Below are 25963 nucleotides of genomic sequence, written 5' to 3' on the forward strand. Positions count from 1 at the left end.
CAGCGAAGCTTTTAATGCTTGAACATCACATGCCGAACGACGGTGTAGTCCTCCAGCCCGTACATCGACATGTCTTTGCCGTAGCCGGACAATTTCTGACCGCCGTGCGGCATTTCGCTGACGAGCATGAAGTGCGTATTCACCCACGTGCAGCCGTAATGCAGCCGCGCGGACAGGCGATGCGCGCGACCGACGTCCGAGGTCCAGACCGACGACGCCAAGCCGTAGTCCGAGTCGTTGGCCCAGCCCAGCACCTGCGCTTCGTCGGTGAACTTCGTGACGGAAACCACCGGCCCGAACACCTCGCGGCGAACGATTTCGTCATCTTGCTGAGCGTCGGCCAATACAGTCGGCTCGAAGAAGTAACCATTGCCGTCCACGGCCTTGCCACCGGTGACCAAGCGAATGTGCGGTTGCGCGATGGCGCGCTCGACAAACCCGGCCACCCGGTCGCGGTGCTGCGCGGTGATCAGCGGCCCCAGTTCGGTCGACGGATCATCCTGCATGCCGTACTTGATGCTGCTGACCGCTTCGCCGAGTTTTTCGACGAATTTTTCGTAGATACCGGCCTGTGCATAGATGCGGCACGCGGCGGTGCAATCCTGGCCGGCGTTGTAGAAGCCGAAGGTACGAATGCCTTCTACGGCGGCGTCGATGTCGGCATCCTCGAAGATGATCACCGGGGCTTTGCCACCCAGTTCCATGTGCATGCGTTTGACGCTGTCGGCGGTGCTGGAAATGATGTTGGAACCGGTGGCAATCGATCCGGTCAGCGACACCATGCGTACTTTCGGATGCGTCACCAATGGGCTGCCAACGCTAGGACCACGGCCAAACACCAGGTTAAGCACACCGGCCGGGAAGATTTCCGAAGCCAGTTGCGCCAGGCGCAGGGCGGTCAGCGGGGTTTGTTCCGACGGCTTGAGCACCACGGTATTACCGGCGGCCAGGGCCGGGGCGATTTTCCAGGCGACCATCATCAGCGGGTAGTTCCACGGCGCGATGGAGGCGATCACGCCGACCGGGTCGCGGCGGATCATCGAGGTGTGGCCGGGCAGGTATTCACCACCCGCCGAACCGCTCATGCAGCGGCTGGCGCCAGCGAAGAAACGGAACACGTCGGCAATCGCCGGGATCTCGTCGTTCAGCGCGGAGCTGTAGGGTTTGCCGCAGTTGTCCGACTCCAGTTTAGCCAGCTCTTCGCCATGGGCTTCGATGGCGTCGGCGAGTTTGAGCAGCAGCAGCGAGCGTTCTTTCGGCGGGGTTTGCGACCAGCCTTCGAAGGCGGCATCGGCAGCACGTACGGCGGCATCGACCTGAGCTTCGCTGGCTTCGTTGATTTCCACCAACACGCTACCGAGGGCCGGGTTGAACACCGGTTGGGCGGGGCCTTCGCCGTCAATCAGTTGGCCGTTGATCAAGAGTTTGGTTTGCATGGCATTGTCCTCTTCGGATCTGTTGTTGTTCTCTGTGGAAACCGGTTCCTTGTAGGAGCTGGCTTGCCAGCGAAGGGGGCAACATATTCAACAACGATGTTGGCTGATCCACCGCATTCGCTGGCAAGCCAGCTCCTACACAAGCCCATTTCCACAGTAAGAAAGGGTTGTCAGTTATTTCCCGCCACTACCCGCCACACTCTCTCCACCCCGGGTCAGGTAATAGGCGCCAAGGATCGGCAGCATGGTCACGATCATCACCAGCATCGCCACGACGTTGGTCACCGGCACGTCCCGTGGGCGGCTGAGCTGGTTGAGCAGCCACAGTGGCAGGGTGCGTTCATGGCCGGCGGTGAAGGTGGTGACGATGATTTCGTCGAACGACAGGGCAAACGCGAGCATGCCGCCGGCCAGCAACGCCGAGCCGAGGTTCGGCAGGACGATGTAGCGGAAGGTCTGCCAGCCATCGGCGCCGAGGTCCATGGACGCTTCAATCAGACTGTGCGAGGTGCGACGCAAACGGGCGATGACGTTGTTGTAGACGATCACCACACAGAAGGTCGCGTGGCCGACGATGATGGTGAACATCCCCGGCTCGACCCCCAATGTCTTGAAGGTCGCCAGCAACGCGATCCCAGTGATGATCCCCGGCAACGCAATCGGCAGGATCAGCATCAACGAGATGCCTTGCTTGCCGAAGAAGTCCCGACGGTACAGCGCCGCCGAGGCGAGCGTGCCAAGGACCATGGCAATCAAGGTTGCAACGGAGGCGATCTGCAGCGAGAGCTTGATCGCTTCCAGCACGTCCGGCCGCGAGAACGCTACACCGATCCACTTCAGGGTGAATCCCTTGGGCGGAAAGCTGAACGCCGCGTCTTCGGTGTTGAAGGCGTACAGGAAAATGATCAGGATCGGGAAGTGCAGAAACACCAACCCGCCCCAGGCTGCGATTTTCAGACCCAATGAAGCCTTGTCAGAGTGCATCGAAGGCCCCCAGTCGTTTGACGATAGTCAGGTAGAAGGCGATCAACACAATCGGCACCAGCGTGAAGGCCGCGGCCATCGGCATGTTGCCGATCGCACCTTGCTGGGCGTACACCATGCTGCCGACGAAGTAGCCCGGCGGGCCCACCAGTTGCGGCACGATGAAGTCGCCCAGAGTCAGGGAAAAGGTGAAGATCGAACCCGCCGCGATGCCCGGAATCGACAACGGCAGAATCACTTGCATAAAGGTCTGGCGCGGCTTGGCACCGAGGTCGGCCGAGGCTTGCAACAAGGACGGCGGCAGACGTTCCAGCGATGCCTGAATCGGCAGGATCATGAACGGCAGCCAGATGTAGACGAACACCATGAAACGGCCCAGATGTGAGGTCGACAAAGTGCTGCCGCCCACGCCCGGAATGCCCAGCACAAACTGCAAAACCGGCTCCAGTCCCAAGTGCTGAACGAACCACTGCGCGACGCCGCCCTTGGCCAGCAGCAAGGTCCAGGCATACGCCTTGACGATGTAGCTGGCCCACATCGGCATCATCACCGCGATGTAGAAAAACGCCTTGGTCTTGCCGGTGGTGTAGCGCGCCATGTAGTAGGCAATCGGGAACGCGACGATGGCACTGGCGATGGACACGACCACGGCCATGCTCAAGGTGCGCAGGATGATGTCGAAGTTCGACGGCTGGAACAGTGCAGCAAAGTTGGCCAGGGTCAGGTCAGGCGTGACCGCCATGGTGAAGTCATCGAAGGTGTAGAAACCTTGCCACAGCAGCACCAGCAACGAGCCGAGGTAGATCGCGCCGAACCATAGCAGCGGTGGTACCAGCAGCATCGACAGGTACAGGTTCGGCCGGCGATACAGCAAGTTGGAAAACCTGCGCAACGGCGAACTGCTGGCCGGGGTTTGAGGGAGAGCCACGGTGTTCATCTCATACCCCGCCGACAACGGTGTCGTGCAGCGGGATCATCGCTTCCCGTGCCCAGCGCGCGCTGATGCGTTGCCCGGTCTGGTGCTTGGCGCTGATATCCAGCCATTGATTGTTGGCCTGGCTGATGTTCAGGGTCTGGCCGTTTTCCAGCTTCATCTCGTAGCGCGTGGCGCTGCCCTGGTACTGGATGTCATGCAGCAAACCGCTGACTTCGATCTCGTGACTGGCCAGCGGACCTTCGGCGAATCGCACGTGTTCCGGCCGAATCGAAAACGGTTGTGGATTGCCGCTCAGCTGCTTGGCCAGATCACCGCGAATCACATTGGAGGTGCCGACGAATTCCGCGACAAATGTGGTCGCCGGTTTCATGTAGAGGTTGCGCGGCGTGTCGACCTGCTCGATGCGCCCCTTGTTGAACACAGCCACGCGGTCAGACATCGACAGCGCTTCGGTCTGGTCGTGGGTGACGAAGATGAAGGTAATGCCGAGCTGGCGTTGCAGCTTCTTCAGCTCGCTTTGCATTTGCTCGCGCAGCTTCAAGTCGAGCGCGCCCAACGGCTCGTCGAGCAGCAACACGCGCGGGCGATTGACCAAGGCGCGGGCCAGGGCCACACGCTGGCGCTGACCGCCGGACAGTTGCACCGGTTTGCGCTCGCCGTAACCGCCGAGGGCGACCATGTCGAGGGCTTCTTCGGCGCGTTTCTGGCGTTCGGCTTTACCAACGCCTTTGACTTTCAAACCATAGGCGACGTTGTCGAGTACGTTCATGTGCGGGAACAGGGCGTAGTCCTGAAACACGGTGTTGACGTCACGCTCATACGGCGGCAGCCCGGCGGCTTCTTCGCCATGAATGCGGATCGAGCCTGCACTCGGTTGTTCGAAACCGGCGATCAGGCGCAAACAAGTGGTTTTGCCCGAGCCGGAGGGGCCCAGCATGGAAAAAAACTCGCCGTCCTGGATGTCGATGGAAACCCGGTCTACGGCTTTCACTTCGCCGAACAAACGGGAAACGTTGGTGAACTGGACTGCAAGCGTCATGGTGCGGTGCTCCAAAAAGACGAGGGCCGTCACAACGGCGGCCCTGCCTGGACATCTAAAAATTTGAATCGTGATGACTACCCTGTAGCAGCTGCCGAGGTACGAGGCAGCGTTGGGCTGCGCAGCGGCCCCGAGGGCGATCCTGCGGACACGCAACGCAGCCTCGTGCCTCGACTGCTGCTACAGAGGGCTTAACGGCCGCCCATAATCGCGATGTAGTCCTGGGTCCAGCGGCTGTACGGCACGAACTTGCCACCTTCGGCCTGTGGGGTTTTCCAGAAAGCGATCTTCTCGAACTGGTCGAAGCCATTGGTCTTGCAACCTTCAGCGCCGAGCAATTCGCTGCCGGTGCACGCTGCCGGCACTGCTGGCAATGAACCAAACCACGCCGCCACATCACCCTGGACTTTCGGTTGCAGCGACCAGTCCATCCACTTGTAAGCGCAGTTCGGGTGCTTGGCCTCGGCGTGCAGCATGGTGGTGTCGGCCCAACCGGTGGCGCCTTCTTTCGGAACGGTCGAAGCGATCGGTTGCTTTTCGTTAATCAGGCCGTTGACCTGATATGGCCAGGCACTGGACGCGACCACGCCTTCGTTTTTGAAGTCGCTCATCTGTACAGTGGTGTCATGCCAGTAGCGATGAATCAACGGTTGCTGGGCGCGCAACAGATCGAGCACGGCTTTGTACTGGGCTTCGGTCAGTTGATACGGGTCTTTGATGCCCAAGTCAGGCTGGGTGGCTTTCAGGTAGAGCGCCGCGTCGGCGATGTAGATCGGGCCGTCATACGCTTGTACGCGTCCCTTGTTCGGCTTGCCGTCCGGCAGGTTTTCCGCATTGAACACCACGCCCCAACTGGTCGGCGCCGTCTTGAACACATTGGTGTTGTACATCAACACGTTCGGGCCCCACTGATACGGGGTGCCATAGGTCTGGTTGTTGACCACGTACCACGGCGCATCTTTGAGGCGCGGGTCGATATTTTTGAAGTTCGGGATCAACGCCGTATTGATCGGTTGCACACGCTTGCCGCCGATCAGCCGCAGCGACGCATCGCCCGACGCCGTCACCAGGTCGTAACCACCCTTGGCCATCAGGCTGACCATTTCATCGGAGGTGGCGGCGGTTTTCACATTGACCTTGCAGCCGGTTTCCTTCTCGAAACCGGTCACCCAGTCGTAGGCCTTGTCGCTTTCGCCACGTTCGATGTAACCGGGCCAAGCCACGATATCCAGCTGACCTTCGCCGGCACCCACCGCTTTCAGCGGTTCGGCGGCCTGGAGACTGGCACTCGCCAGCAGCGCGGTGGTGATTGCACTGAGCAGTGCGGTCTTGTGCACGAACATGGGACACACCTCTTTGTTTTTTAGGTTTTTGTTAAGAGTAGCTGCAAGCGGCAAGCGGCAAGCTTCAAGCTGCAAGACACAGCGATCTGCTTTTGGCTTGCAACTTGAAGCTTGCCGCTCAAAGCTCCCGGCTGTGCCGGGCCATGATGTGCCGCACCACGCTGTAGTCTTGAAGCGAATCGCTGGATAAGTCTTTGCCGTAGCCCGAACGCTTCAGGCCGCCATGGGGCATTTCGCTGACCAGCATGAAATGGCTGTTGATCCAGGTGCAGCCGTACTGCAAGCGCGCCGCGACCTGCATCGCCTTGTCCAGATTCTGGGTCCAGACCGACGAGGCGAGGCCGTATTCGGAATCGTTGGCCCAGTCCACCGCCTGTTCGAGTCCATCAAAACGGGTCACGGTGACCACCGGCCCGAACACTTCGCGCTGGACGATCTCATCGCTTTGCTTGCAGCCGGCCAGCAACGTCGGTTGGTAATAGAAGCCGGCGCCGGAGTGCACTGCCGCGCCGGTCACCCGTTCAATGTGCGGCTGACCGAGGGCGCGTTCGACGAAACTGGCCACGCGGTCGCGCTGGCGGGTGCTGATCAGCGGACCGATCTCGTTGTCGGCATCGCGTTTTCCAGCGAAGCGCAGGCTGCTGACCGCCGCGCCGAGTTCGGCCACCAAGCGGTCATGAATCCCGGCCTGTGCATAAATCCGGCACGCGGCGGTGCAATCCTGACCGGCGTTGTAATAACCGTAGGTGCGCACGCCTTCGACCACGGCCTGAATGTCCGCATCGTTGCAGACGATCACCGGGGCTTTACCGCCGAGTTCGAGGTGGGTGCGCTTCAACGTTTTGGCGGCGGCCTGGAGGATTTTTTGCCCGGTGACGATATCGCCGGTCAACGACACCATGCGCACCTTTGGATGACTGACCAAATGGCTGCCGACGCCTTCACCGCCGCCGCAGACGATGTTGATCACGCCGCGCGGCAGGATCTCGGCCAGCGCAGGGGCCAGGGCCAGGATCGACAGCGGTGTGTGTTCGGACGGCTTGAACACCAGCGTGTTGCCGGCGGCGAGGGCCGGGGCGATTTTCCATGCGGCCATCATGATCGGGTAATTCCACGGCGCGATCGACGCGACGACCCCGATAGGGTCGCGACGAACCATGCTGGTGTAGCCCGGCAGGTACTCGCCGCTGAGCTGGCCGGTCTGGCAACGCACGGCGCCGGCGAAGAAACGGAACACATCAACCGTCGCACTTAAATCGTCCTGACGGGCCAGGTGTAATGGCTTGCCGCAGTTCAGCGATTCGAGGCGGGCGAGGAGGTCTGCTTGTTTTTCGATGGCGTTGGCGATGTCCAGCAGCAGGCTTGAACGTTGCTGCGGTGTGGTCCGTGACCAACCGGCGAAGGCGCGGTGGGCGGCGAGGATGGCGGCTTCGACTTGCTCGGTGCTGGCTTCGGCGATGTGCGTCAGCACTTCCCCGGTGGCGGGGTTGAGGATCGGTTCGACAAAACCCTGGCCTGCGACCAATTCGCCATCGATCAATAACGCGGTAAACAACGGGGTCTGCGCGCCAGCCATTTTGCGGGTTCTCTTTTCTGGTATGGCCATGCTGCTCCCTGTGACTGGGGCCCGGCCGTCTTATATAGATGCATCAAGACTAGTGCGCGGGCTCAAGGTCGACAAATTCTAAATACTGAAGGCTGCGTTCGATTAAATAGATGGCTTGCGTCCGCCGTGGGGTTGCTCGCGGGCGACGGTCAGGAACGGATCCACCAGTGCCGGGCGCGCGGTGCCACGGCGCCAGGCCAGCCCAACATCGAGGGTCTGGCTCAGGTCGGCGATGGGCCGAGCTTCGATGATGTCGCCCTCAAGTGACCACGGGCGATACGTCATGTCGGGCTGGATCGACACGCCCAAACCGGCGGCCACCAGGCTTCGAACCGCCTCGGTTGAAGCCGTTCGGAGGGTGATGCGCGGTTGCAGGGACGCCGCGGACCACATGCGCTGGGCGTTGCGGTCCATTTCATCGACGTTCAATTGAATCAGCGGCTCACGGGCCACGTCGGCGAGGTTGATGCTGTCGTGTTCCAGCAACGGATGCTGGGCGGGCAGCCACAAGCGATGGGGGGAATGCGTCAGGACTTCGGTTTGCAGTGCGTGACGGTCTTCGAGGTTGGACAGGATCAGCACGCCGACATCGATCTCGCCGCTGACCAGCAAATGCTCGATGTAGGGACGTTCATCCTCCATCACCCGGATCTCGACATTGGGGTAGGCGCGCTGGAAGCGGGTGAGCAAGTCCGCCAGGTAGTAACCGGCGACCAGGCTGGTTACGCCGATGATCAACTGACCAGCCACCTGATCGGTGCTCTGTTGCAGGCTGCGCTTGGCGTTGTCCACCGTGGCCAGGATCAAGTGCGCCTGGCGCAGGAATTGATGACCCTGGTGGGTCAGCGTCATGCCCTTGGCGTGACGATTAAACAGGCCGACGCCGATTTCCTGCTCCAGTTGCTGGATCGCCAGGGTCAGGGTCGATTGGGAAATGAACGCGGTTTGCGCGGCGGCAGAAATCGAGCCTGTCTCGGCCACGGCGATGAAATGGCGAATCTGACGCAGGGTCATCATGGGGGAGGTACCCGGTGGGCGGTTTTTATAGATTCGTTTGAGTGTATATCGTTTTAATCGATGGTCCCGTGGGCGTTACAAGAGATGAGCAACATCTGGAAGCACTCTCGTCGGGAGAAGCCAAGCATTTTCGATCTAGGCTGGTGGCCGGTTAACCCTTGGTGGAGGCGGTAAAAATGAATACCCGTGGATTGCTCGATCAACTGCTCAGGTCCGGTCAGGATCTGCTGAAGAACAAGGCCGGTGGTCATCAGAACAAGGCGTCCGGCGGTGGCTTGGGTGGATTGCTCTCGGGCGCGAGCGGCGGTGCGTTGGCGGCGGGCGCCATGGGCCTGTTGTTGGGTAGCAAAAAGGCGCGCAACGTCGGCGGCAAAGTCGCCCTCTACGGCGGCCTTGCGGCATTGGGGGTGGTTGCCTACAAAGCCTATGGCAACTGGCAGGCACAGCAGGGCACCGCGCCGAGGACTGAACCGCAAACTCTTGACCGTTTACCCGCGGCACAAGCCGAACTGCACAGCCAGGCGATTCTCAAGGCATTGGTCGCTGCAGCGAAAGCCGATGGCCACGTGGATGAACGCGAGCGTGCATTGATAGAAGGTGAATTCATCAAGCTCGACAATGATCAGCAATTGCACCGATGGTTACATGCTGAGCTCAGCAAGCCACTGGACCCGGCGGAAGTTGCCCGCGCCGCGAGCACGCCGGAAATGGCCGCCGAAATGTACATCGCCAGCGTGATGCTGGTGGATGAGCAGAACTTCATGGAGAAGTCCTACCTCGATGAACTGGCGCGGCAGTTGAGGCTGGAGCCGGGGTTGAAGGCTGAACTGGAGAAACAGGTGCGTCAGGCTTCCATATAAGTCATTAATCGCTCCTGGAGTGAGAAACGGCGCACACCGCCTTATAAATGAAACACCGCCCTCGGCTATACTCCCCAGCATTTGAGCCATACCCGAGGACTGACTGTGAAGAACTGGACGTTGCGCCAACGCATTTTGGCGAGTTTTGCGGTAATCATCGCCATCATGCTGTTGATGGTCGTCGTCTCGTATTCACGGCTGTTGAAGATCGAGTCCAGCCAAGCCAGTGTTCGCGAAGATGCGCTTCCCGGGCAGTATTACAGTTCGATGGTGCGCGGTGCCTGGTCCGACAGTTATCTACGGATGCTCGGCATGCTCGGCCTGGAGCAAGGGCAGGGCCTCAGCGCTGAGGATGTCTCGGAATTCAAGGGCTACGCCACACGACTGCAAGAGCAAATGGACCTCTATCGCGAAACGGTCACCACTGATGAAGACAAAGTCGAGTACGCCGCGTTCGAAAAGCTTCATGCGGATTACCACCGGATTCTGTCAGCCGTGATCGAGTTGTACAAACGCAACCAGGGCGCCGAAGCGATCAAGATGTTCAATGAAGAGCTGACCCCGACCTGGGCGGCGGGTCGGTTGAAACTCATGGACATTTTGCGCCACAACAAAGCGGTGGCGGATCGGGACGTAGCAGCCATCGACGACGCCGTTGTCACCGCCCAAATAGCCTTGGGCATTTCCTTGCTGATCGCCGTACTGGCGGCCGCGCTTTGCGGATTGTTGTTGATGCGCGCCATCATGGCGCCGATGAATCGTATCGTCAGAATTCTCGAAATCATGCGCACCGGCGACCTCAGCGGTCGCTTGAACCTGGAGCGCAAGGACGAATTCGGCGCCGTGGAAACCGGCTTCAACGACATGATGACCGAGCTGACATCGCTGGTCTCTCAGGCCCAGCGTTCGTCGGTGCAGGTCACCACGTCGGTCACCGAGATCGCCGCCACGTCCAAGCAACAACAAGCCACCGCCACGGAAACTGCCGCCACCACCACCGAGATCGGCGCGACTTCCCGTGAAATCGCTGCGACGTCCCGTGATCTGGTACGCACCATGACTGAAGTCTCCACCGCTGCCGATCAGGCCTCGGTGCTGGCCGGTTCCGGGCAGCAGGGCCTGGCGCGCATGGAAGAAACCATGCATTCGGTGATGGGCGCGGCCGATCTGGTCAATGCCAAACTGGCGATCCTCAACGAGAAGGCCGGCAACATCAATCAGGTGGTAGTGACCATCGTCAAAGTCGCCGACCAGACCAACCTGCTGTCGTTGAACGCCGCCATCGAGGCCGAGAAGGCCGGTGAATACGGGCGCGGATTTGCCGTGGTTGCCACTGAAGTGCGGCGTCTGGCGGACCAGACTGCCGTGGCCACTTATGACATCGAGCAAATGGTGCGCGAGATTCAATCGGCGGTATCCGCCGGGGTCATGGGTATGGACAAATTCTCCGAAGAAGTGCGCCGTGGCATGTCCGAAGTGCAGCAGGTCGGCGAGCAGTTGTCGCAGATCATTCACCAGGTCCAGGCGCTGGCGCCGCGGGTGTTGATGGTCAACGAAGGCATGCAGGCACAAGCCACGGGTGCCGAACAGATCAATCACGCGCTGGTGCAATTGGGCGATGCCAGCAGCCAGACCGTCGAGTCCTTGCGTCAGGCCAGCTTTGCCATTGACGAGCTGAGCCAGGTGGCCGTCGGGCTGCGCAGCGGCGTTTCGCGATTCAAAGTCTGATGAGCGAACTCGCGGCCAAACGCGGCGCCGGGGTGCCGGTCAAACAATCGTTGTATCTGGTGTTTCGCATCGGCAGCGAACGCTTTGCGTTGCAGGCCATCGAGGTGGCGGAAGTGCTGCCGCGTCTGCCTTTGAAGCCGATTGCCCAGGCGCCGCACTGGGTTGCCGGGGTATTTGCTTATCGTGGTGCGGTGGTGCCGGTGATCGACCTCAGTGCGCTGACCTTCGGCCAACCGGCCCAGGTTCGCACCAGCACGCGGCTGGTGCTGGTCAATTACCGCCCGGATGAAACGATCCCAGCGCAATGGCTCGGGCTGATTCTGGAACAGGCGACTGACACGTTGCGCTGCCACCCGGCGGAGTTTCAGCCGTACGGCCTCGACAATCGTCAGGCGCCATACCTGGGGCCGGTGCGCGAAGATGCGCAGGGGCTACTGCAATGGGTGCGGGTCGCCGATTTGCTCGATGAGCACGTTCGCGCGCTGTTGTTCCCGTCGCCGCCACTCGATCCGGCGCTGCTTGAGGAGTCGTCATGAGCAGCGATCATCGGTTTTTCGATTTCCTCAAGGAGAGCATCGGCCTCGACGTGACGTCGGTTGGACCTGCGATCATCGAACGCGCCGTGCGCCAGCGCAGCCTCGCCTCCAATGCGCTGACCGCCGACGAGTATTGGTACGCGCTGCAAGGTTCGCAGGATGAGCAACAGGCGCTGATCGAAGCGGTGATCGTGCCCGAAACCTGGTTTTTCCGGTACCCGGAATCGTTCGCGACGCTGGCGAAACTGGCCACCAAACGTCTGGCCGAGATCAACAACATGCGCGCGCTGCGGATTCTCAGCTTGCCGTGTTCAACCGGTGAAGAACCGTATTCCATCGCTATGGCCTTGCTCGATGCCGGGCTCAAACCGCATCAATTCAAGGTGGAAGGCATGGACGTCAGCCCGCTGTCGGTGGAAAAAGCCCGGCGTGCGCTGTACGGCAAAAACTCGTTTCGCGGTCAGGACATCGCTTATCGTGAGCGGTATTTCAGCGCCGAAGATGAAGTCTATCGCCTCAGCGATCGCGTGCTTGAACAGGTGCGTTTGCAAGTTGGCAACCTGCTGGATCCGGGGTTGCTGGCAGGCGAGCCGCCGTATGATTTTGTGTTCTGTCGCAACCTGCTGATCTATTTCGATCAGCCGACCCAGCGACAGGTGTTCGAGGTGCTCAAGCGTCTGACCCATGTCGAAGGCGTGTTGTTTATCGGCCCGGCGGAGGGCAGTTTGTTGGGGCGTTTGGGCATGCGCTCGATTGGCATTGCGCAGTCGTTTGCGTTCAGCCGTCAGAGCGTCCCGGAGCCGGAACCCTTTCCGGTGTTCGTGCCGGCACCGCTGCCGGTAAGTCAACCGGCGCGCAGTGTGCCACCACCACCTGTGCGTATTCGCCCGCTCGCTACCGTTACGCCGCCACCCGACACGGCGAAAGCCTCGGACGCCACCGCGTTGCTGGCGAACATCGCCGTGCTGGCCAACGAAGGCAAAAGTGTCGAAGCCCGCGCCGCGTGCGAACAGTATTTACGCAGTCACGAACCGGTCGCGCAGGTGTTTTACTGGCTGGGATTGCTCAGCGATGTCGGTGCAAACGCCTTCGAAGCCCAAGGTTTTTATCGCAAGGCGTTGTACCTTGACCCGCAACATCCCGACGCGTTGATGCACCTGGCAGCCTTGCTGCAATCCCAGGGCGACGCGACGGGTGCCAGACGATTGCAGGACCGCGCCGCCCGCAGCGAGCGCGCTGACAGTGAGCGTAAACGATGAACGCCTCCGACAGCTTTAGCGTCACCCACGAAGATGCCCAGGCCATCGACGATTGCTGGAACCGCATCGGTGTCCACGGCGACAAGACCTGTCCGCTACTGACCGAGCACATTCACTGCCGCAACTGCGCGGTGTACTCGGCCGCCGCCACGCGCTTGCTCGACCGCTACGCGTTGCAACAGGATGACCGAGTTCAACACTCGGCGACGGTCGAAACCGAGGTAAAAACCCGTTCGCTGCTGATGTTCCGGCTCGGTGAAGAATGGTTGGGACTGACCACTCGCAGCCTCGTGGAAGTGGCGCCGCTGCAAGCCATTCACTCCTTGCCGCATCAGCGCTCCCGGGCCTTGCTCGGCGTGGCGAATGTGCGCGGTGCGCTGGTCGCGTGCCTGTCGCTGGTGGAGCTGCTAGGGCTCGACGCGACCAATAACGTGGCATCGGGCGCGCGGGTCATGCCGCGCATGCTGATCATCGCCGCCCACGGTGGGCCGGTGGTGGTGCCGGTGGACGAGGTCGACGGGATTCATGCCATCGACGAGCGGATTCTCGATGCTGCCTCACAATCCGGCACCCAGGCCAGCGGCAAATACACCCGAGGTGTATTGCCCTTCAAAGGTCGCAGCCTGCGTTGGCTGGATGAAGAGCAGCTGCTGTCCGCCGTGACCCGGAGCCTCACATGACCCCCGAGCAAATGCGCGATGCTTCGTTGCTGGAGCTGTTCAGCCTCGAAGCCGAGGCCCAGACCCAGGTCCTGAACGCAGGCCTGTTGGCATTGGAGCGCGACCCGACCCAGGCCGATCAACTCGAATCCTGCATGCGCGCGGCGCACTCGCTCAAGGGCGCGGCACGGATCGTCGGTGTCGACGCAGGGGTCAGTGTTTCGCATGTGATGGAAGACTGCCTGGTGAGTGCACAGGAAGGGCGCCTGTACCTGCGGCCCGAGCACATCGATGCGTTGTTGCAAGGCACCGACCTGCTGATGCGCATCGCCACGCCCAACAACAGTCTGACGTCGGTGGAAATCGAGTCCTATGTGGCGTTGATGGTGCAGTTGCTCGATCCACTGGCCCCCGTCGCGCCGATCAGCATGCCCGTCATGGCCGAGCTTCAGCTGGAACAGCCCCGCGTCGAGCTGCCAGTCCCGGTCATTGAGCCGCCTCTCGCTGCGCCGATCGAGCCCCCAGGCAAGGCCAGACGCGCCACCGAAAACGGTGAGCGCGTGCTGCGCGTGACGGCCGAGCGCTTGAACAGCCTGCTCGACCTGTCGAGCAAATCCCTGGTGGAAACCCAGCGTCTCAAACCGCACCTGGCGACCATGCAACGCCTCAAGCGCATGCAAAACAACGGTCTGCGGGCGCTGGAAAACCTCAACGTGCATCTCAAGGATCACGCCCTGAGTCTGGAAGCCCAGGAAGCGCTTGAAGATGCGCGGCGATTGCTGGCGGAATCCCAGCAACTGCTGATCGAGAAGAACGCCGAGCTGGATGAGTTCGCCTGGCAGGCCAGTCAGCGTGCGCAGGTTTTGTACGACACCGCGCTGGCCTGCCGCATGCGGCCGTTTGCCGATTTGCTTACCGGGCAGGTGCGCATGGTCCGCGATCTGGGGCGGGACCTGGGCAAACAGGTTCGGCTGGAAATCGAGGGCGAGAAAACCCAGGTCGACCGTGATGTCCTGGAAAAACTCGAAGCGCCGCTGACTCATTTACTGCGCAACGCCGTGGATCATGGCATCGAATCCCCTGAACAACGGCTGCTGGCCGGCAAACCGGAGCAAGGGCTGATTCGTCTGCGTGCTTCCCACCAGGCGGGTCTGCTGGTGTTGGAGTTGAGCGACGACGGCCAAGGCGTCGATCTGGAAAAGGTTCGCCGCAGCATCGTCGAACGCCAGTTGTCCCCAGCGCACACCGCCGCTCAACTGACCGAAGAAGAGCTGCTGACGTTTTTGTTCCTGCCGGGTTTCAGCCTTCGCGACAAGGTCACCGAAGTGTCCGGGCGCGGCGTGGGGCTGGATGCGGTTCAGCACATGGTCCGCGAATTGCGCGGTGCGGTGGTGCTGGAGCAGACGGCGGGCGAAGGCAGTCGTTTCCACCTTGAAGTGCCGCTGACGTTGTCGGTGGTCCGTAGCCTGGTGGTGGAAGTCGGTGACGAGGCTTATGCGTTTCCGCTGGCCCACATCGAACGCATGTGCGACCTGGAGCCAGCAGACATTGTGCAAGTCGAAGGGCGTCAGCATTTCTGGCACGAAGGTCGACATGTCGGGCTGGTGGCGGCCAGTCAGCTGTTACAGCGCCCGGTCAGCCAGAGCAGTCAGCAAACCCTTAAAGTCGTGGTCATCCGTGAGCGCGATGCGATCTACGGCGTGGCGGTAGAGCGTTTTATCGGCGAGCGCACGTTAGTCGTATTGCCGCTGGACGAACGACTGGGCAAGGTGCAGGACATCTCCGCCGGAGCCTTGCTCGACGACGGCTCGGTGGTGCTGATCGTCGACGTCGAAGACATGCTGAGGTCGGTGGACAAATTGCTCAATACCGGACGCCTGGAGCGCATTGCCCGCCACAGCAAACAGGTGGCCGAAGCGGCGCGTAAACGAATTCTGGTGGTTGACGACTCACTGACGGTTCGCGAGTTGCAACGCAAGCTGCTGCTCAATCGCGGCTACGACGTTGCCGTGGCAGTCGACGGAATGGATGGCTGGAACGCCCTGCGTTCGGAAGATTTCGATCTGCTGATCACCGACATTGATATGCCGCGCATGGATGGCATCGAGTTGGTGTCGTTGTTGCGCCGTGATATCCGCCTGCAATCACTGCCGGTGATGGTGGTGTCGTACAAGGATCGTGAAGAGGACCGTCGTCGTGGACTGGACGCCGGGGCTGACTATTATCTGGCCAAAGCCAGCTTTCATGATGATGCCCTGCTTGATGCAGTGGTTGAACTCATCGGAGGAGCACGGGGATGAAAATCGCCATCGTCAACGACATGCCGATGGCGGTAGAGGCTTTACGCCGCGCCTTGGCGTTTGAACCGGCGCACCGGGTCATCTGGGTCGCCGGCAATGGCGAGGAAGCGGTGAAGCAGTGTGCCGCACAGTTGCCTGATCTGATCCTGATGGATTTGATCATGCCGGTGATGGACGGGGTTGAAGCGACCCGACGGATCATGGCCGAAACGCCCTGTGCCATTGTGATCGTCACCGTGGATCGCCAGCAAAATGTGCACCGGGTGTTCGAGGCCATGGGCCATGGCGCCCTCGATGTGGTCGATACCCCGGCACTGGGTGCCGGTAATGCCCAGGAAGCGGCCGCGCCGCTGTTGCGCAAAATCATGAATATTGGCTGGTTGATTGGCGAGCGGGGTAACCGGGAACGATCGGTGCCGAGCTCGCTACGTAGCTCCGCCTCGTGCCAACGCCTGATCGCCATCGGTTCATCTGCGGGTGGGCCGGCAGCGCTGGAAACTCTGCTCAAGGGCTTGCCGCGAGATTATTCGGCGGCCATCGTGCTGGTGCAGCATGTGGATCAGGTGTTCGCCGCCGGCATGGCCCAATGGCTCGGCAGCTCCAGCGGCTTGAACGTGCGCCTGGCCGTGGAGGGTGAGACACCTCAGGCCGGAACGGTGTTGCTGGCGGGCACCAACCACCATATCCGGTTGTTGAAAAACGGTACGCTGGCCTACACCGCCGAACCGGTCAACGAAATCTACCGGCCCTCGATCGATGTGTTTTTCGAGAGTGTGGCCAATTATTGGAACGGTGATGCCATAGGGGTCTTGTTGACGGGCATGGGACGCGATGGCGCGCAGGGGCTTAAACTCATGCGCCAACAAGGTTACCTGACCATCGCTCAGGACCAGGGCAGCAGTGCGGTATATGGAATGCCCAAGGCGGCTGCGTCCATCGACGCAGCCAAGGAAATTCGTCCACTGGACAAGATAGCGCCACGATTGCTGGAGATTTTTGCGAAATGACCACCATTAGCAGCAATCCTGGCCCAAGTAGTGTTTCAGGTGATCGCACATGAATGAGTTACAGATCGACGATTTCAAAACCAACGAAAATGCCGCCATGGTGTTGTTGGTGGACGATCAGGCGATGATCGGCGAAGCGGTGCGTCGCGGGTTGTCGAACGAAGTCAATATCGACTTCCACTTCTGCTCCGACCCACACCAGGCCATCGCCCAGGCGATCCGTATCAAGCCGACGGTGATCCTTCAGGATTTGGTGATGCCTGGCCTGGACGGTCTGAGCCTGGTGCGCGAGTACCGTAATCATCCGGCGACCAAGGACATTCCGATCATTGTCCTGTCGACCAAGGAAGACCCGCTGATCAAGAGTGCGGCGTTTGCAGCCGGCGCCAATGACTATCTGGTGAAGCTGCCGGACAACATCGAGCTGGTGGCGCGGATCCGCTATCACTCGCGCTCCTACACGATGCTGTTGCAGCGCGATGCGGCGTACCGTGCGTTGCGGGTCAGCCAGCAGCAACTGCTCGACACCAACCTGGTGCTGCAACGGCTGATGAACTCCGATGGCCTGACCGGGCTGTCGAACCGCCGGCATTTCGATGAGTACATGGAGCTGGAATGGCGACGTTCGCAACGTGACCACAGTCAACTGTCGCTGCTGATGATCGATGTCGATTACTTCAAGTCCTTCAACGACAACTTCGGCCATCTGGAGGGCGATGAAGCGTTGCGCAAGGTGGCTGAAGCAATCCGCGACGCCGGCGCTCGTCCGTCCGACCTGCCGGCCCGTTACGGTGGCGAAGAGTTTGCGTTGGTACTGCCTAACACCACGCCCGGCGGTGCACGTCTGGTGGCGGAAAAACTCCGCCAAACCGTGGCGGAGCTGAAGATTGCGCATATTGCACCGACAGAAGGCTCAAGCCTGACTGTCAGCATTGGCCTGTCCACCGTGATCCCGCAACCGGGCAGCAATTGCCGGCAATTGATCTTGGCGGCGGACAAGGGGCTGTACCGGGCGAAGCACAATGGGCGTAATCAGGTGGGTATCGAGTGAGCTAATGCGCGTTCTGTAGCAGCTGCCGAACCTGCGAGGCTGCGTCCGGCGGCGAAGCCGTCGTAAAACCATACAGCGCGGTCCTCCAGACAAACCGCATGCTCAGGAATGGCGAGGACTTCGTCCTCGGACGCGGCCTCGCGGGGCTCGACCGCTGCTACAGGGATGTTCCATTGTTTCAGCCATTCGTGCCTAAAGCCGCCGGGCGGACTGCCGTTTCCAGCCGTTTGCCGTTATACTCGCCGGCTTTCAAAAGTTCGCCAACGAGTGCTGCCCGCCATGGAAATCAACCCGATCCTTAACAGTATCAAGGACCTGTCCGAGCGCTCCGAAACTATTCGGGGGTATCTTTGACTACGATCAAAAGCATGAGCGTCTGACCGAAGTCAATCGCGAGCTTGAAGATCCGTCTGTCTGGAACAACCCGTCGTACGCTCAGGAACTGGGCCGCGAGCGCTCCTTGCTGGCGCAGATCGTCGAAACCCTCGACGAAATGCACGCCGGCCTCGCCGACGCCAAAGACCTGCTGCTGATGTCCGCCGAAGAAGAAGACCAGGCTGCCGTCGATGACGTCGCCGCCGAAGTCGAGCGCCTGCGCGAGTCGCTGGAAAAACTCGAATTCCGTCGTATGTTCAGCGGTGAAATGGATGCCAACAACGCCTACCTGGACATCCAGGCCGGCTCCGGTGGCACCGAGGCTCAGGACTGGGCCAACATCCTGCTGCGCATGTACCTGCGCTGGGCTGACAAACGCGGTTTCGACGCGACCATCATGGAACTGTCCGCCGGTGAAGTCGCCGGGATCAAGGGCGCTACCGTGCACATCAAGGGCGAATACGCCTTTGGCTGGTTGCGTACCGAGATCGGCGTGCACCGTCTTGTGCGCAAGAGCCCGTTCGACTCCGGTAACCGTCGTCACACCTCGTTCTCGGCCGTGTTCGTGTCGCCGGAAATCGATGACAACATCGAAATCGACATCAACCCGTCGGACCTGCGCATCGACACCTACCGCTCCTCGGGTGCCGGTGGTCAGCACGTAAACACCACCGACTCGGCCGTACGTATCACCCACGTACCGTCCAATACCGTGGTCAGCTGCCAGAACGAACGCTCCCAGCACGCCAACAAAGACACCGCGATGAAAATGTTGCGGGCGCGCTTGTACGAGCAGGAAGTGCAGAAACGCAACGCCGCTTCCCAGGCCCTGGAAGATACCAAGTCGGATATCGGCTGGGGTCACCAGATCCGCTCGTATGTACTCGATGCGTCGCGAATCAAGGATTTGCGCACTAACATCGAACGCAGCGACTGCGACAAGGTACTCGACGGCGATATCGACGAATACCTGGTGGCCAGCCTGAAACAAGGCCTGTAAGACATGCAATACCGGATCGCCTGACCCACGCGATCCCCTGTAGGAGCCGGCTTGCCGGCGATCCCCAGGCCGCAGGCCTGGGGACAACGAACCCGTGATGGAATATTTAAAGACATGAGCGACCTAGAACTCGACCCGCAAGCCCTGCAACAGGAAGAAAACTCCCTGATCGCCCTGCGCAAGGAAAAGCTTGCTGCCGAGCGCGCCAAGGGCAATGCCTTCCCGAACGACTTCCGCCGCGACAACTACTGCAATGACTTGCAGAAACAGTACGCGGACAAGACCAAGGAAGAGCTGGCAGAGGCTGCAATCCCGGTCAAGGTTGCCGGTCGCATCATGCTCAACCGTGGCTCGTTCATGGTGATCCAGGACATGACCGGTCGCATCCAGGTTTATGTCAACCGTAAAACCCTGTCCGAAGACACCCTGGCCGCGGTGAAAACCTGGGACATGGGCGACATCATTGCCGCCGAAGGCACCCTGGCGCGTTCCGGCAAGGGCGATCTGTACGTCGAAATGACCAGCGTGCGCCTGCTGACCAAGTCGCTGCGCCCGCTGCCGGACAAGCACCATGGCCTGACCGACACCGAGCAGCGCTACCGTCAGCGTTACGTTGACCTGATCGTCAACGAAGACGTGCGTCAGACGTTCCGCGTGCGTTCGCAAGTGATTGCGCACATCCGCAGCTTCCTGATGCAGCGCGACTTCCTGGAAGTCGAAACGCCGATGCTGCAAACCATCCCCGGTGGCGCAGCGGCCAAACCGTTCGAGACTCACCACAACGCGCTGGACATGGGCATGTTCCTGCGTATCGCGCCTGAGTTGTACCTCAAGCGCCTCGTTGTTGGCGGTTTCGAGAAAGTTTTCGAGATCAACCGCAACTTCCGTAACGAGGGCGTTTCGACTCGTCACAACCCTGAATTCACCATGTTGGAGTTCTACCAGGCGTACGCCGACTACGAAGACAACATGGACCTGACCGAAGAACTGTTCCGTGAACTGGCGCAGTTGGTTCTGGGCAGCACCGACGTGCCTTACGGCGACAAAGTGTTCCACTTCGGTGAACCGTTCGTGCGTCTGTCGGTGTTCGACTCGATCCTCAAGTACAACCCGGAACTGACCGCTGCCGATCTGCAAGATGTCGACAAGGCTCGCGCCATCGCCAAGAAAGCCGGCGCCAAGGTGCTGGGCTTCGAAGGTCTGGGCAAGCTGCAAGTGATGATTTTCGAAGAGCTGGTCGAGCACAAGCTGGAGCAGCCGCACTTCATCACCGAGTACCCGTTCGAAGTGTCGCCGTTGGCCCGTCGCAACGATGACAACCCGAACGTCACCGACCGTTTTGAACTGTTCATCGGCGGCCGTGAAATCGCCAACGCCTACTCCGAGTTGAACGACGCGGAAGACCAGGCCGAGCGCTTCATGGCTCAGGTAGCCGACAAGGACGCGGGCGACGACGAAGCCATGCATTACGACGCCGACTTCGTTCGCGCGCTGGAGTACGGCATGCCGCCAACAGCGGGTGAAGGCATCGGTATCGACCGTCTGGTGATGCTGCTGACCAACTCTCCGTCGATCCGCGACGTGATCCTGTTCCCGCACATGCGGCCGCAAGCGTAAGTGTTTCAATTAAAAAGCCGCCTTTCAGGCGGCTTTTTATTGCCTGTCTGGTACAAACGTATCAATTTGTTGCTTTCATCTGAAAGGAAAGACCTGTCGTGAATCATGCAATGGCTCAAGAAGGTGCAGCGGATATCGCCACTGCGGTCGCTGAAAGTGTTCAGTACCAGGGTCGCAAGGCCAGCCGACAGGGCAGCGAGCAGCGTCGACAGGTTATTCTCGATGCGGCGATGCGCATTGTCGTGCGCGATGGCGTGCGGGCCGTGCGTCATCGCGCGGTGGCCGCTGAAGCTGGAGTGCCGCTGTCAGCGACCACCTACTATTTCAAGGACATCGATGACTTGCTCACCGATACCTTCGCTCAATACGTGGAGCGCAGTGCGGCGTTCATGGCCAAGCTGTGGGTGAACAACGAAGGCCTGCTGCGCGAGATGGTGGTCAGTGGCGACGGCAGCCCGCAGGCGCGATCGAAACTGGCGGACGATATTGCACGGTTGATGACGGACTATGTTCACCGCCAACTGATCAGCCGTCGCGAGCACTTGATGGCGGAACAGGCGTTCCGCCAAGAGGCGTTGTTGAACCCGCGTCTGGCAGCGTTGGTGCGCGCGCATCAGCAGATTCTTCTTCAGGGTACGCGCCAGCTTTTCGAGGTATTGGGTTCGCGTGAGCCACAAGAGGATGCCAAAGTGTTGACGGCGATTATCGGACGGATGGAATATCAGGGCCTGCTCAACGACGCCGAGCCTGTGGGTGAAGTGGAAATGCTCGGTATCCTCAATCGATACCTGCACTTGGTACTCGCGTCGGTGTAGGAAGCTGATCGTTCCCACGCTCCGCGTGGGAATGCATCCCGTGACGCTCCGCGTCATATCCAAAGCGGACGCAGAGCGTCCGTGGCGGCATTCCCACGCAGAGCGTGGGAACGATCACGGGGTGAAGTGTGTTCATAGGGAGTGTTGAATGAAAGACTGGCGCGTCGTGGTGATCGCCTTGTCGTTCCTGCTGCTCAGTGGCTGTCTGGTGACCTTCAAGGAGCCTCTGCCCGCCAGCGAGCCCGCGCCCAAAGGTTTGCTTGGCAAATGGACCAGCACCAACGCCTGGGGCGAGCCGGTGAACCTGGAGCTGAGGCGCATCGGCGACAATCGCTATCAGGCCGTCAGTTATTTCAAGGCCAGCCCCGGCGAACGTGAAGCGTATCCTTTCACTGTCTCGCGTCATGGCAGCCGCTGGTATCTGTCGGCGAAGGTACCCGCCAGATTCGGCGGCCATTTCACCATTGCCGGTTTCGAGATCACGGACAAAAAAGAACTGGTGGTCTACAACCTCGATGTCGAGCAGATCAACCAGGCCCGCGGACAAAAAGTCTTGAGCGGCGAAGGCTTCCAGACCGACGATGGCGACGGAGTCTTGGTCAACAACGCGATGGATCAGGTCTTCAGCTACCTTGACGATCCGGCCAATTCCGATGTCTTCGTCGAAGCCGTGCGTTATCAGCGCTTGGCCAAAAGCAAATAAACCCAGCACATAACGGTTTTTCTACAGGAGTTACGGGTGGACGAATACCAGCAGACGATTCGCATTTTGTCCGATCGCATTGTGCTGGCGCAGACGCCGATTCGCGTCCTTGATGCGGTCAAGTGGGACGACAGCATCCGCCAAGGGTTCCTCAAGGCCAAGGGCAAGGAAATGCCGGCCATAGACCGCGATTACTACCTCAATCGGCCACTGTCGTTCGACTCCAGCAAAGTGAAACTGGAATTCCAGAACATCGAACGCGACATCACCCGTCAGCTCGGCCAGTTCAATCCGGTCGGTCAGATCATGCGCCGCATGTGCAAGGAATACCGGATGGTGGTGCGCATGCTTGAAGCGCGCGGCACCGAGGATTTCGGCCTGATTTCCCAGGAGCTGTACGGCGCAGCCTCCGACGCTTTTCACGCCGGCGACCCGACCCTGGCTGATCTTGGGTTGATGCTTTCCGATTACTTGAACAACATCGACGGCCGTGGCGATCTCAAGGATGAGCCAAAAATCCTCACGGCCAAGGAAGCCGTGCACCTGTTGCAAACCCGATTGAACAAGGTGTTTGGCGAGGCCGAAGAAACCATTCGGGTGTTCGAGTCCGACGGGATCGTCGCCGATGCTGCAGCCGGCGCCGACTACATCAAAATCCGCGCCGATGCGATGTTCAACGATCGCGACGTGCGTGCACTGGAAGTACACGAAGGGCTGGTGCATGTCGGCACCACGCTCAACGGCTTGAACCAGCCGATCTGCACCTTCCTGTCCAAGGGGCCGCCATCGTCGACGGTGACGCAGGAAGGCCTGGCGATCCTGATGGAAATCATCACGTTTGCTTCCTATCCGAGTCGCTTGCGCAAGCTGACCAACCGCACCCGCGCCATTCACATGGTGGAAGAGGGCGCGGACTTCCTGCAGATCTTCGAATTCTTCCGCGAGCAAGGCTTCGAGATGGCGGAAAGCTACGGCAACGCCAGTCGGGTGTTCCGCGGATCGGTGCCAAACGGTCTGCCATTTACCAAAGACTTGTCCTACCTCAAGGGCTTTATCATGGTTTACAACTACATTCAGTTGGCCGTGCGTAAAGGCAAGCTTGAGCAGATTCCGCTGCTGTTCTGCGGCAAGACCACCCTGGAAGACATGCGCACGCTGCGCCAGTTGGTGGATGAAGGGTTGGTGGTGCCGCCCAAGTATCTGCCGGATCAGTTCCGCGACCTGAACGCGCTGTCGGCGTGGATGTGCTTCTCCAACTTCCTCAATCACCTGAGCCTGGACCGGATCGAAGCGGATTACTCAAACATCCTCTAACGATCACGCGGTCGAAATGTGGGAGCGGGCTTGCTCGCGAAAGCGTTGTGTCAGACGACTGAGATTGTGAATCTGAGACCGCTTTCGCGAGCAAGCCCGCTCCCACATTTGATCTATATTCCAACCCATTTCTGCGAGGTTTCAACGGATGAGATTCCTCGGCATTTTGTGCCTGCTTCTGACCTTGAGCGGTTGCAGCTCCCTGCTGTTCTATCCCGAGCCCGGTCAGCTGTTCACCCCGGAAAAAGCTCATCTCGAATACCGCGACGTTACCCTCGTCACCGCCGACGGCCTCAAACTCAACGCCTGGTGGCTTCCAGCGAAAAAAGGGGTCGAAGTAAAAGGCACGGTGCTGCACCTACACGGAAACGGCGGCAATTTGCCGATGCATCTGGGTGGGAGCTATTGGTTGCCCCAGCACGGCTATCAAGTGCTGCTGATCGACTATCGCGGCTACGGTTTTTCCGAAGGGAAACCGAGCCTGCCGGCGATCTATCAGGACATTGACGCTGCATTCAAATGGCTCGATCAGGCACCCGAGGTCAAAGGCAAACCGCTGATCCTGCTCGGCCAAAGCCTTGGTGGCTCGATGGCCGTGCACTATCTGGCTCAACACCCCGAGCGCCAGAATCAACTCAAGGCCATGGTCCTTGACGGGGCGCCCGGCAGCTATCGCAGTGTCGGCCAATTTGTCTTGAGCACCTCATGGCTGACCTGGCCGTTGCAGGTGCCGTTATCCTGGCTGGTGCCGGACGGTGACAGCGCGATCAACTCGATAGCGCAGCTCAAAGGTCTGCCGATACTGTTCTACTACAGCATCGACGATCCGATCGTGCCCCTTTCCAACGGCATCCGACTGTATCAAGCTGCGCCGCCGCCACGCGTGCTGCAACTGACCCGAGGCGGTCATGTGCAGACGTTCGTCGACCCGGTCTGGCAAAAAGTCATGCTGCGTTATCTCGACGACCCGCAGCATTTCAACGGCCTGCGCCGCTTGGGTGAAATCCCCAATTATCCGGCCCCCCCGAATTCAGAAGATGAACCATCAGAGAGCCCGCAATGAGTGAAGAACGTAACGCCATTCCGCTGATCATCACCGGTATCTGCAGCATCCTCGGCACCGTTGGCGCCTTGTGGTTCTACGGCTACCTGCATTTCGCCAAGCCTGAGGATGCGTTGCTGCTCAGCGACTTCACCATGCTCAAGACCGTGCCGGGCGAAGACTACAAAGTCTCCCTGGAGCCGGCGGCACAAGTGGCCCAGTGCATCGATGGCGTGCTGGTGCTGTTCGACACCGAGCAAAAAGGCCTGACCGGCGTGTTGGTCAACAACAAGAAAAAAGCCGTGCGCTGCATGGGGCAGGAAACGCCGCAGAAGCTGGAGCAGTAACCCGGTTTCGAGATCACCAAAATTCCACTGTAGGAGCTGAGCTTGCTCGCGATGGCGGCCTGTCAGTCACCCTCATTGTTGACTGTTAAACCGTCATCGCGAGCAAGCTCAGCTCCTACAGGGTTTTGTGTTTTAGCAAATGTTGCTTAGTTCGAGCTCACCGCCGAACGCGGAATCACCGGCTGGTTATCATTGGAAATGGTCACCTCAACCCGACGGTTCATCGCCCGGCCCGACGCGCTGGAATTCTCCGCGACCGGGTATTCCTTGCCATAACCCTGAGCAACGATGCGCGCCGGATCAACGCCCATCTTCACCAGCGACGTGCGCACGGAACCGGCGCGACGCTGCGACAACGACTGGTTGTGGCCCTCGGTGCCGGTGCTGTCGGTATAACCCTCGACGATCACTTTGCGATCCGGGTTTTGCGAAAGGAACTGCGCCAGTTTGTTGATGTTCACCAGGCCGTTGGAATTCAGGTCAGCCCGGTCCGTGGCAAACAACACATCACCAAACGTCACCAAGGTGCCGCGATCGGTTTGCTTGGCGTTCAGGCTGTTCTGCAATTGCTGGATCTGTGCATCTCGCGCATCCAGACGCGCCTGGGCACGTTGTGCCGACGCGTTTTTCAGATTGGCTTCAGCGGTGCGCAGAGCGATGGTCTGCTTGGCCACTTCAACACGCTGATTGGTCAGGTAGGCCAGTTGGTCGACAGTGGCCTGATCTTCCTTGTCCTGGTACGCCTTGTCGGCTTTGTCCAGGTAATCACTGGCGTCTTTGGTTTCCAGCGCGGCGACTTTGCTCGCTTGCGGGTTGGCTTGCAGGCCGCTGTAGTTGGTACGCGCCTGTTCCAGGTTCGCGTTGGGCGGGGTGGAGCAGGCAGCCAAGGCAACACTTGCGGCGAGGAGAGCAGGGATCATCAATTGAGTACGCATAATCGTTCGTCCTTTCTAACGGTAAGAGTTTTCAGGTCTGGGGGCTGGATGCG

The 25963-nt window shown here is 60.0% G+C and carries 23 protein-coding genes; 15 read left to right on the plus strand and 8 right to left on the minus strand.

All coding sequences use genetic code 11. The features are described from left to right. Window positions 1-11: 11 nt before the first annotated feature. The 7 genes from AC1DSG_RS01820 to AC1DSG_RS01850 form a co-directional block, all read right to left on the minus strand. Window positions 12-1436, minus strand: a complete 1425-nt coding sequence (locus AC1DSG_RS01820) for a gamma-aminobutyraldehyde dehydrogenase (RefSeq protein WP_477789318.1) — start codon at window positions 1434-1436, stop codon at window positions 12-14. Window positions 1437-1610: 174 nt separating this feature from the next. Then, a complete protein-coding gene (locus AC1DSG_RS01825; protein WP_477789319.1) occupies window positions 1611-2420 on the minus strand; it encodes an ABC transporter permease in 810 nt (269 codons plus the stop codon). Continuing rightward, a complete protein-coding gene (locus AC1DSG_RS01830; protein WP_477789320.1) occupies window positions 2410-3357 on the minus strand; it encodes an ABC transporter permease in 948 nt (315 codons plus the stop codon). The genes AC1DSG_RS01825 and AC1DSG_RS01830 overlap by 11 nt, the downstream gene beginning before the upstream one ends. Before the next feature lies 1 nt (window position 3358). Next, window positions 3359-4396 (minus strand): ABC transporter ATP-binding protein, encoded by a 1038-nt coding sequence (locus tag AC1DSG_RS01835; protein ID WP_477789321.1) that lies wholly within the window; start codon window positions 4394-4396, stop codon window positions 3359-3361. 191 nt (window positions 4397-4587) lie between these two features. Next, window positions 4588-5739: a putative ABC transporter substrate-binding protein YdcS gene (gene ydcS, locus AC1DSG_RS01840; protein ID WP_477789322.1), complete on the minus strand. Its 1152-nt coding sequence runs from the start codon at window positions 5737-5739 to the stop codon at window positions 4588-4590. A gap of 118 nt (window positions 5740-5857) precedes the next feature. Further along, window positions 5858-7345, minus strand: coding sequence for a gamma-aminobutyraldehyde dehydrogenase (locus AC1DSG_RS01845; protein WP_477789323.1), 1488 nt, complete (start codon window positions 7343-7345; stop codon window positions 5858-5860). Between the two features lie 102 nt (window positions 7346-7447). Next, window positions 7448-8362, minus strand: coding sequence for a LysR family transcriptional regulator (locus AC1DSG_RS01850; RefSeq protein ID WP_008072897.1), 915 nt, complete (start codon window positions 8360-8362; stop codon window positions 7448-7450). Window positions 8363-8538: 176 nt separating this feature from the next. Here AC1DSG_RS01850 and AC1DSG_RS01855 point away from each other — a divergent pair, with 176 nt between their 5' ends. The 15 genes from AC1DSG_RS01855 (at window position 8539) to AC1DSG_RS01925 (ending at window position 24975) form a co-directional block, all read left to right on the plus strand. Then, a complete protein-coding gene (locus AC1DSG_RS01855) occupies window positions 8539-9222 on the plus strand; it encodes a tellurite resistance TerB family protein (protein WP_477789324.1) in 684 nt (227 codons plus the stop codon). A gap of 105 nt (window positions 9223-9327) precedes the next feature. Beyond that, entirely contained in the window at window positions 9328-10950 is a 1623-nt protein-coding gene (locus AC1DSG_RS01860; protein WP_477789325.1) for a methyl-accepting chemotaxis protein, read from the plus strand. After that, window positions 10950-11486, plus strand: a complete 537-nt coding sequence (locus tag AC1DSG_RS01865; protein ID WP_477789326.1) for a chemotaxis protein CheW — start codon at window positions 10950-10952, stop codon at window positions 11484-11486. The genes AC1DSG_RS01860 and AC1DSG_RS01865 overlap by 1 nt, the downstream gene beginning before the upstream one ends. Further along, window positions 11483-12745, plus strand: a complete 1263-nt coding sequence (locus AC1DSG_RS01870; protein WP_477789327.1) for a CheR family methyltransferase — start codon at window positions 11483-11485, stop codon at window positions 12743-12745. Before AC1DSG_RS01865 ends, AC1DSG_RS01870 begins: the two co-directional genes overlap by 4 nt. After that, entirely contained in the window at window positions 12742-13425 is a 684-nt protein-coding gene (locus AC1DSG_RS01875) for a chemotaxis protein CheW (protein ID WP_477789328.1), read from the plus strand. The genes AC1DSG_RS01870 and AC1DSG_RS01875 overlap by 4 nt, the downstream gene beginning before the upstream one ends. Next, window positions 13422-15704 carry a response regulator gene (locus tag AC1DSG_RS01880; protein WP_477789329.1) on the plus strand — a complete coding sequence of 761 codons (2283 nt, stop codon included), beginning with the start codon at window positions 13422-13424 and terminating at the stop codon, window positions 15702-15704. Before AC1DSG_RS01875 ends, AC1DSG_RS01880 begins: the two co-directional genes overlap by 4 nt. After that, window positions 15701-16711 carry a chemotaxis-specific protein-glutamate methyltransferase CheB gene (cheB, locus tag AC1DSG_RS01885; RefSeq protein ID WP_477789330.1) on the plus strand — a complete coding sequence of 337 codons (1011 nt, stop codon included), beginning with the start codon at window positions 15701-15703 and terminating at the stop codon, window positions 16709-16711. The genes AC1DSG_RS01880 and cheB overlap by 4 nt, the downstream gene beginning before the upstream one ends. A gap of 49 nt (window positions 16712-16760) precedes the next feature. After that, on the plus strand, window positions 16761-17762 hold the full coding sequence (locus AC1DSG_RS01890; RefSeq protein ID WP_477789331.1) for a diguanylate cyclase domain-containing protein: 1002 nt from the start codon (window positions 16761-16763) through the stop codon (window positions 17760-17762). 279 nt (window positions 17763-18041) lie between these two features. Continuing rightward, window positions 18042-19137, plus strand: a protein-coding gene (prfB, locus tag AC1DSG_RS01895) for a peptide chain release factor 2 (RefSeq protein ID WP_192417889.1) whose coding sequence is annotated in 2 segments (ribosomal slippage) — window positions 18042-18113 and window positions 18115-19137 — 1095 coding nt in all. Because the reading frame shifts where the segments join, the coding sequence is not laid out codon by codon here. Between the two features lie 114 nt (window positions 19138-19251). Next, entirely contained in the window at window positions 19252-20754 is a 1503-nt protein-coding gene (lysS, locus tag AC1DSG_RS01900; RefSeq protein ID WP_477789332.1) for a lysine--tRNA ligase, read from the plus strand. A 98-nt stretch (window positions 20755-20852) separates the two neighbouring features. Next, a complete protein-coding gene (locus AC1DSG_RS01905; protein ID WP_477789333.1) occupies window positions 20853-21569 on the plus strand; it encodes a TetR/AcrR family transcriptional regulator in 717 nt (238 codons plus the stop codon). A gap of 148 nt (window positions 21570-21717) precedes the next feature. Further along, window positions 21718-22272, plus strand: coding sequence for a hypothetical protein (locus AC1DSG_RS01910; RefSeq protein ID WP_477789334.1), 555 nt, complete (start codon window positions 21718-21720; stop codon window positions 22270-22272). A gap of 36 nt (window positions 22273-22308) precedes the next feature. Beyond that, window positions 22309-23586 (plus strand): flavohemoglobin expression-modulating QEGLA motif protein, encoded by a 1278-nt coding sequence (locus AC1DSG_RS01915; RefSeq protein WP_223511974.1) that lies wholly within the window; start codon window positions 22309-22311, stop codon window positions 23584-23586. A gap of 148 nt (window positions 23587-23734) precedes the next feature. Beyond that, window positions 23735-24649 carry an alpha/beta hydrolase gene (locus tag AC1DSG_RS01920; RefSeq protein ID WP_477789335.1) on the plus strand — a complete coding sequence of 305 codons (915 nt, stop codon included), beginning with the start codon at window positions 23735-23737 and terminating at the stop codon, window positions 24647-24649. After that, window positions 24646-24975 (plus strand): hypothetical protein, encoded by a 330-nt coding sequence (locus tag AC1DSG_RS01925; RefSeq protein WP_477789336.1) that lies wholly within the window; start codon window positions 24646-24648, stop codon window positions 24973-24975. Before AC1DSG_RS01920 ends, AC1DSG_RS01925 begins: the two co-directional genes overlap by 4 nt. A 146-nt stretch (window positions 24976-25121) precedes the next feature. On the opposite strand, the gene lptF is transcribed toward AC1DSG_RS01925, so the two are convergent. Continuing rightward, entirely contained in the window at window positions 25122-25910 is a 789-nt protein-coding gene (lptF, locus tag AC1DSG_RS01930) for a lipotoxin F family OmpA-related lipoprotein LptF (protein ID WP_477789337.1), read from the minus strand. Window positions 25911-25963: the final 53 nt, after the last annotated feature.

Source organism: Pseudomonas sp. P5_A12, assembly GCF_056400685.1.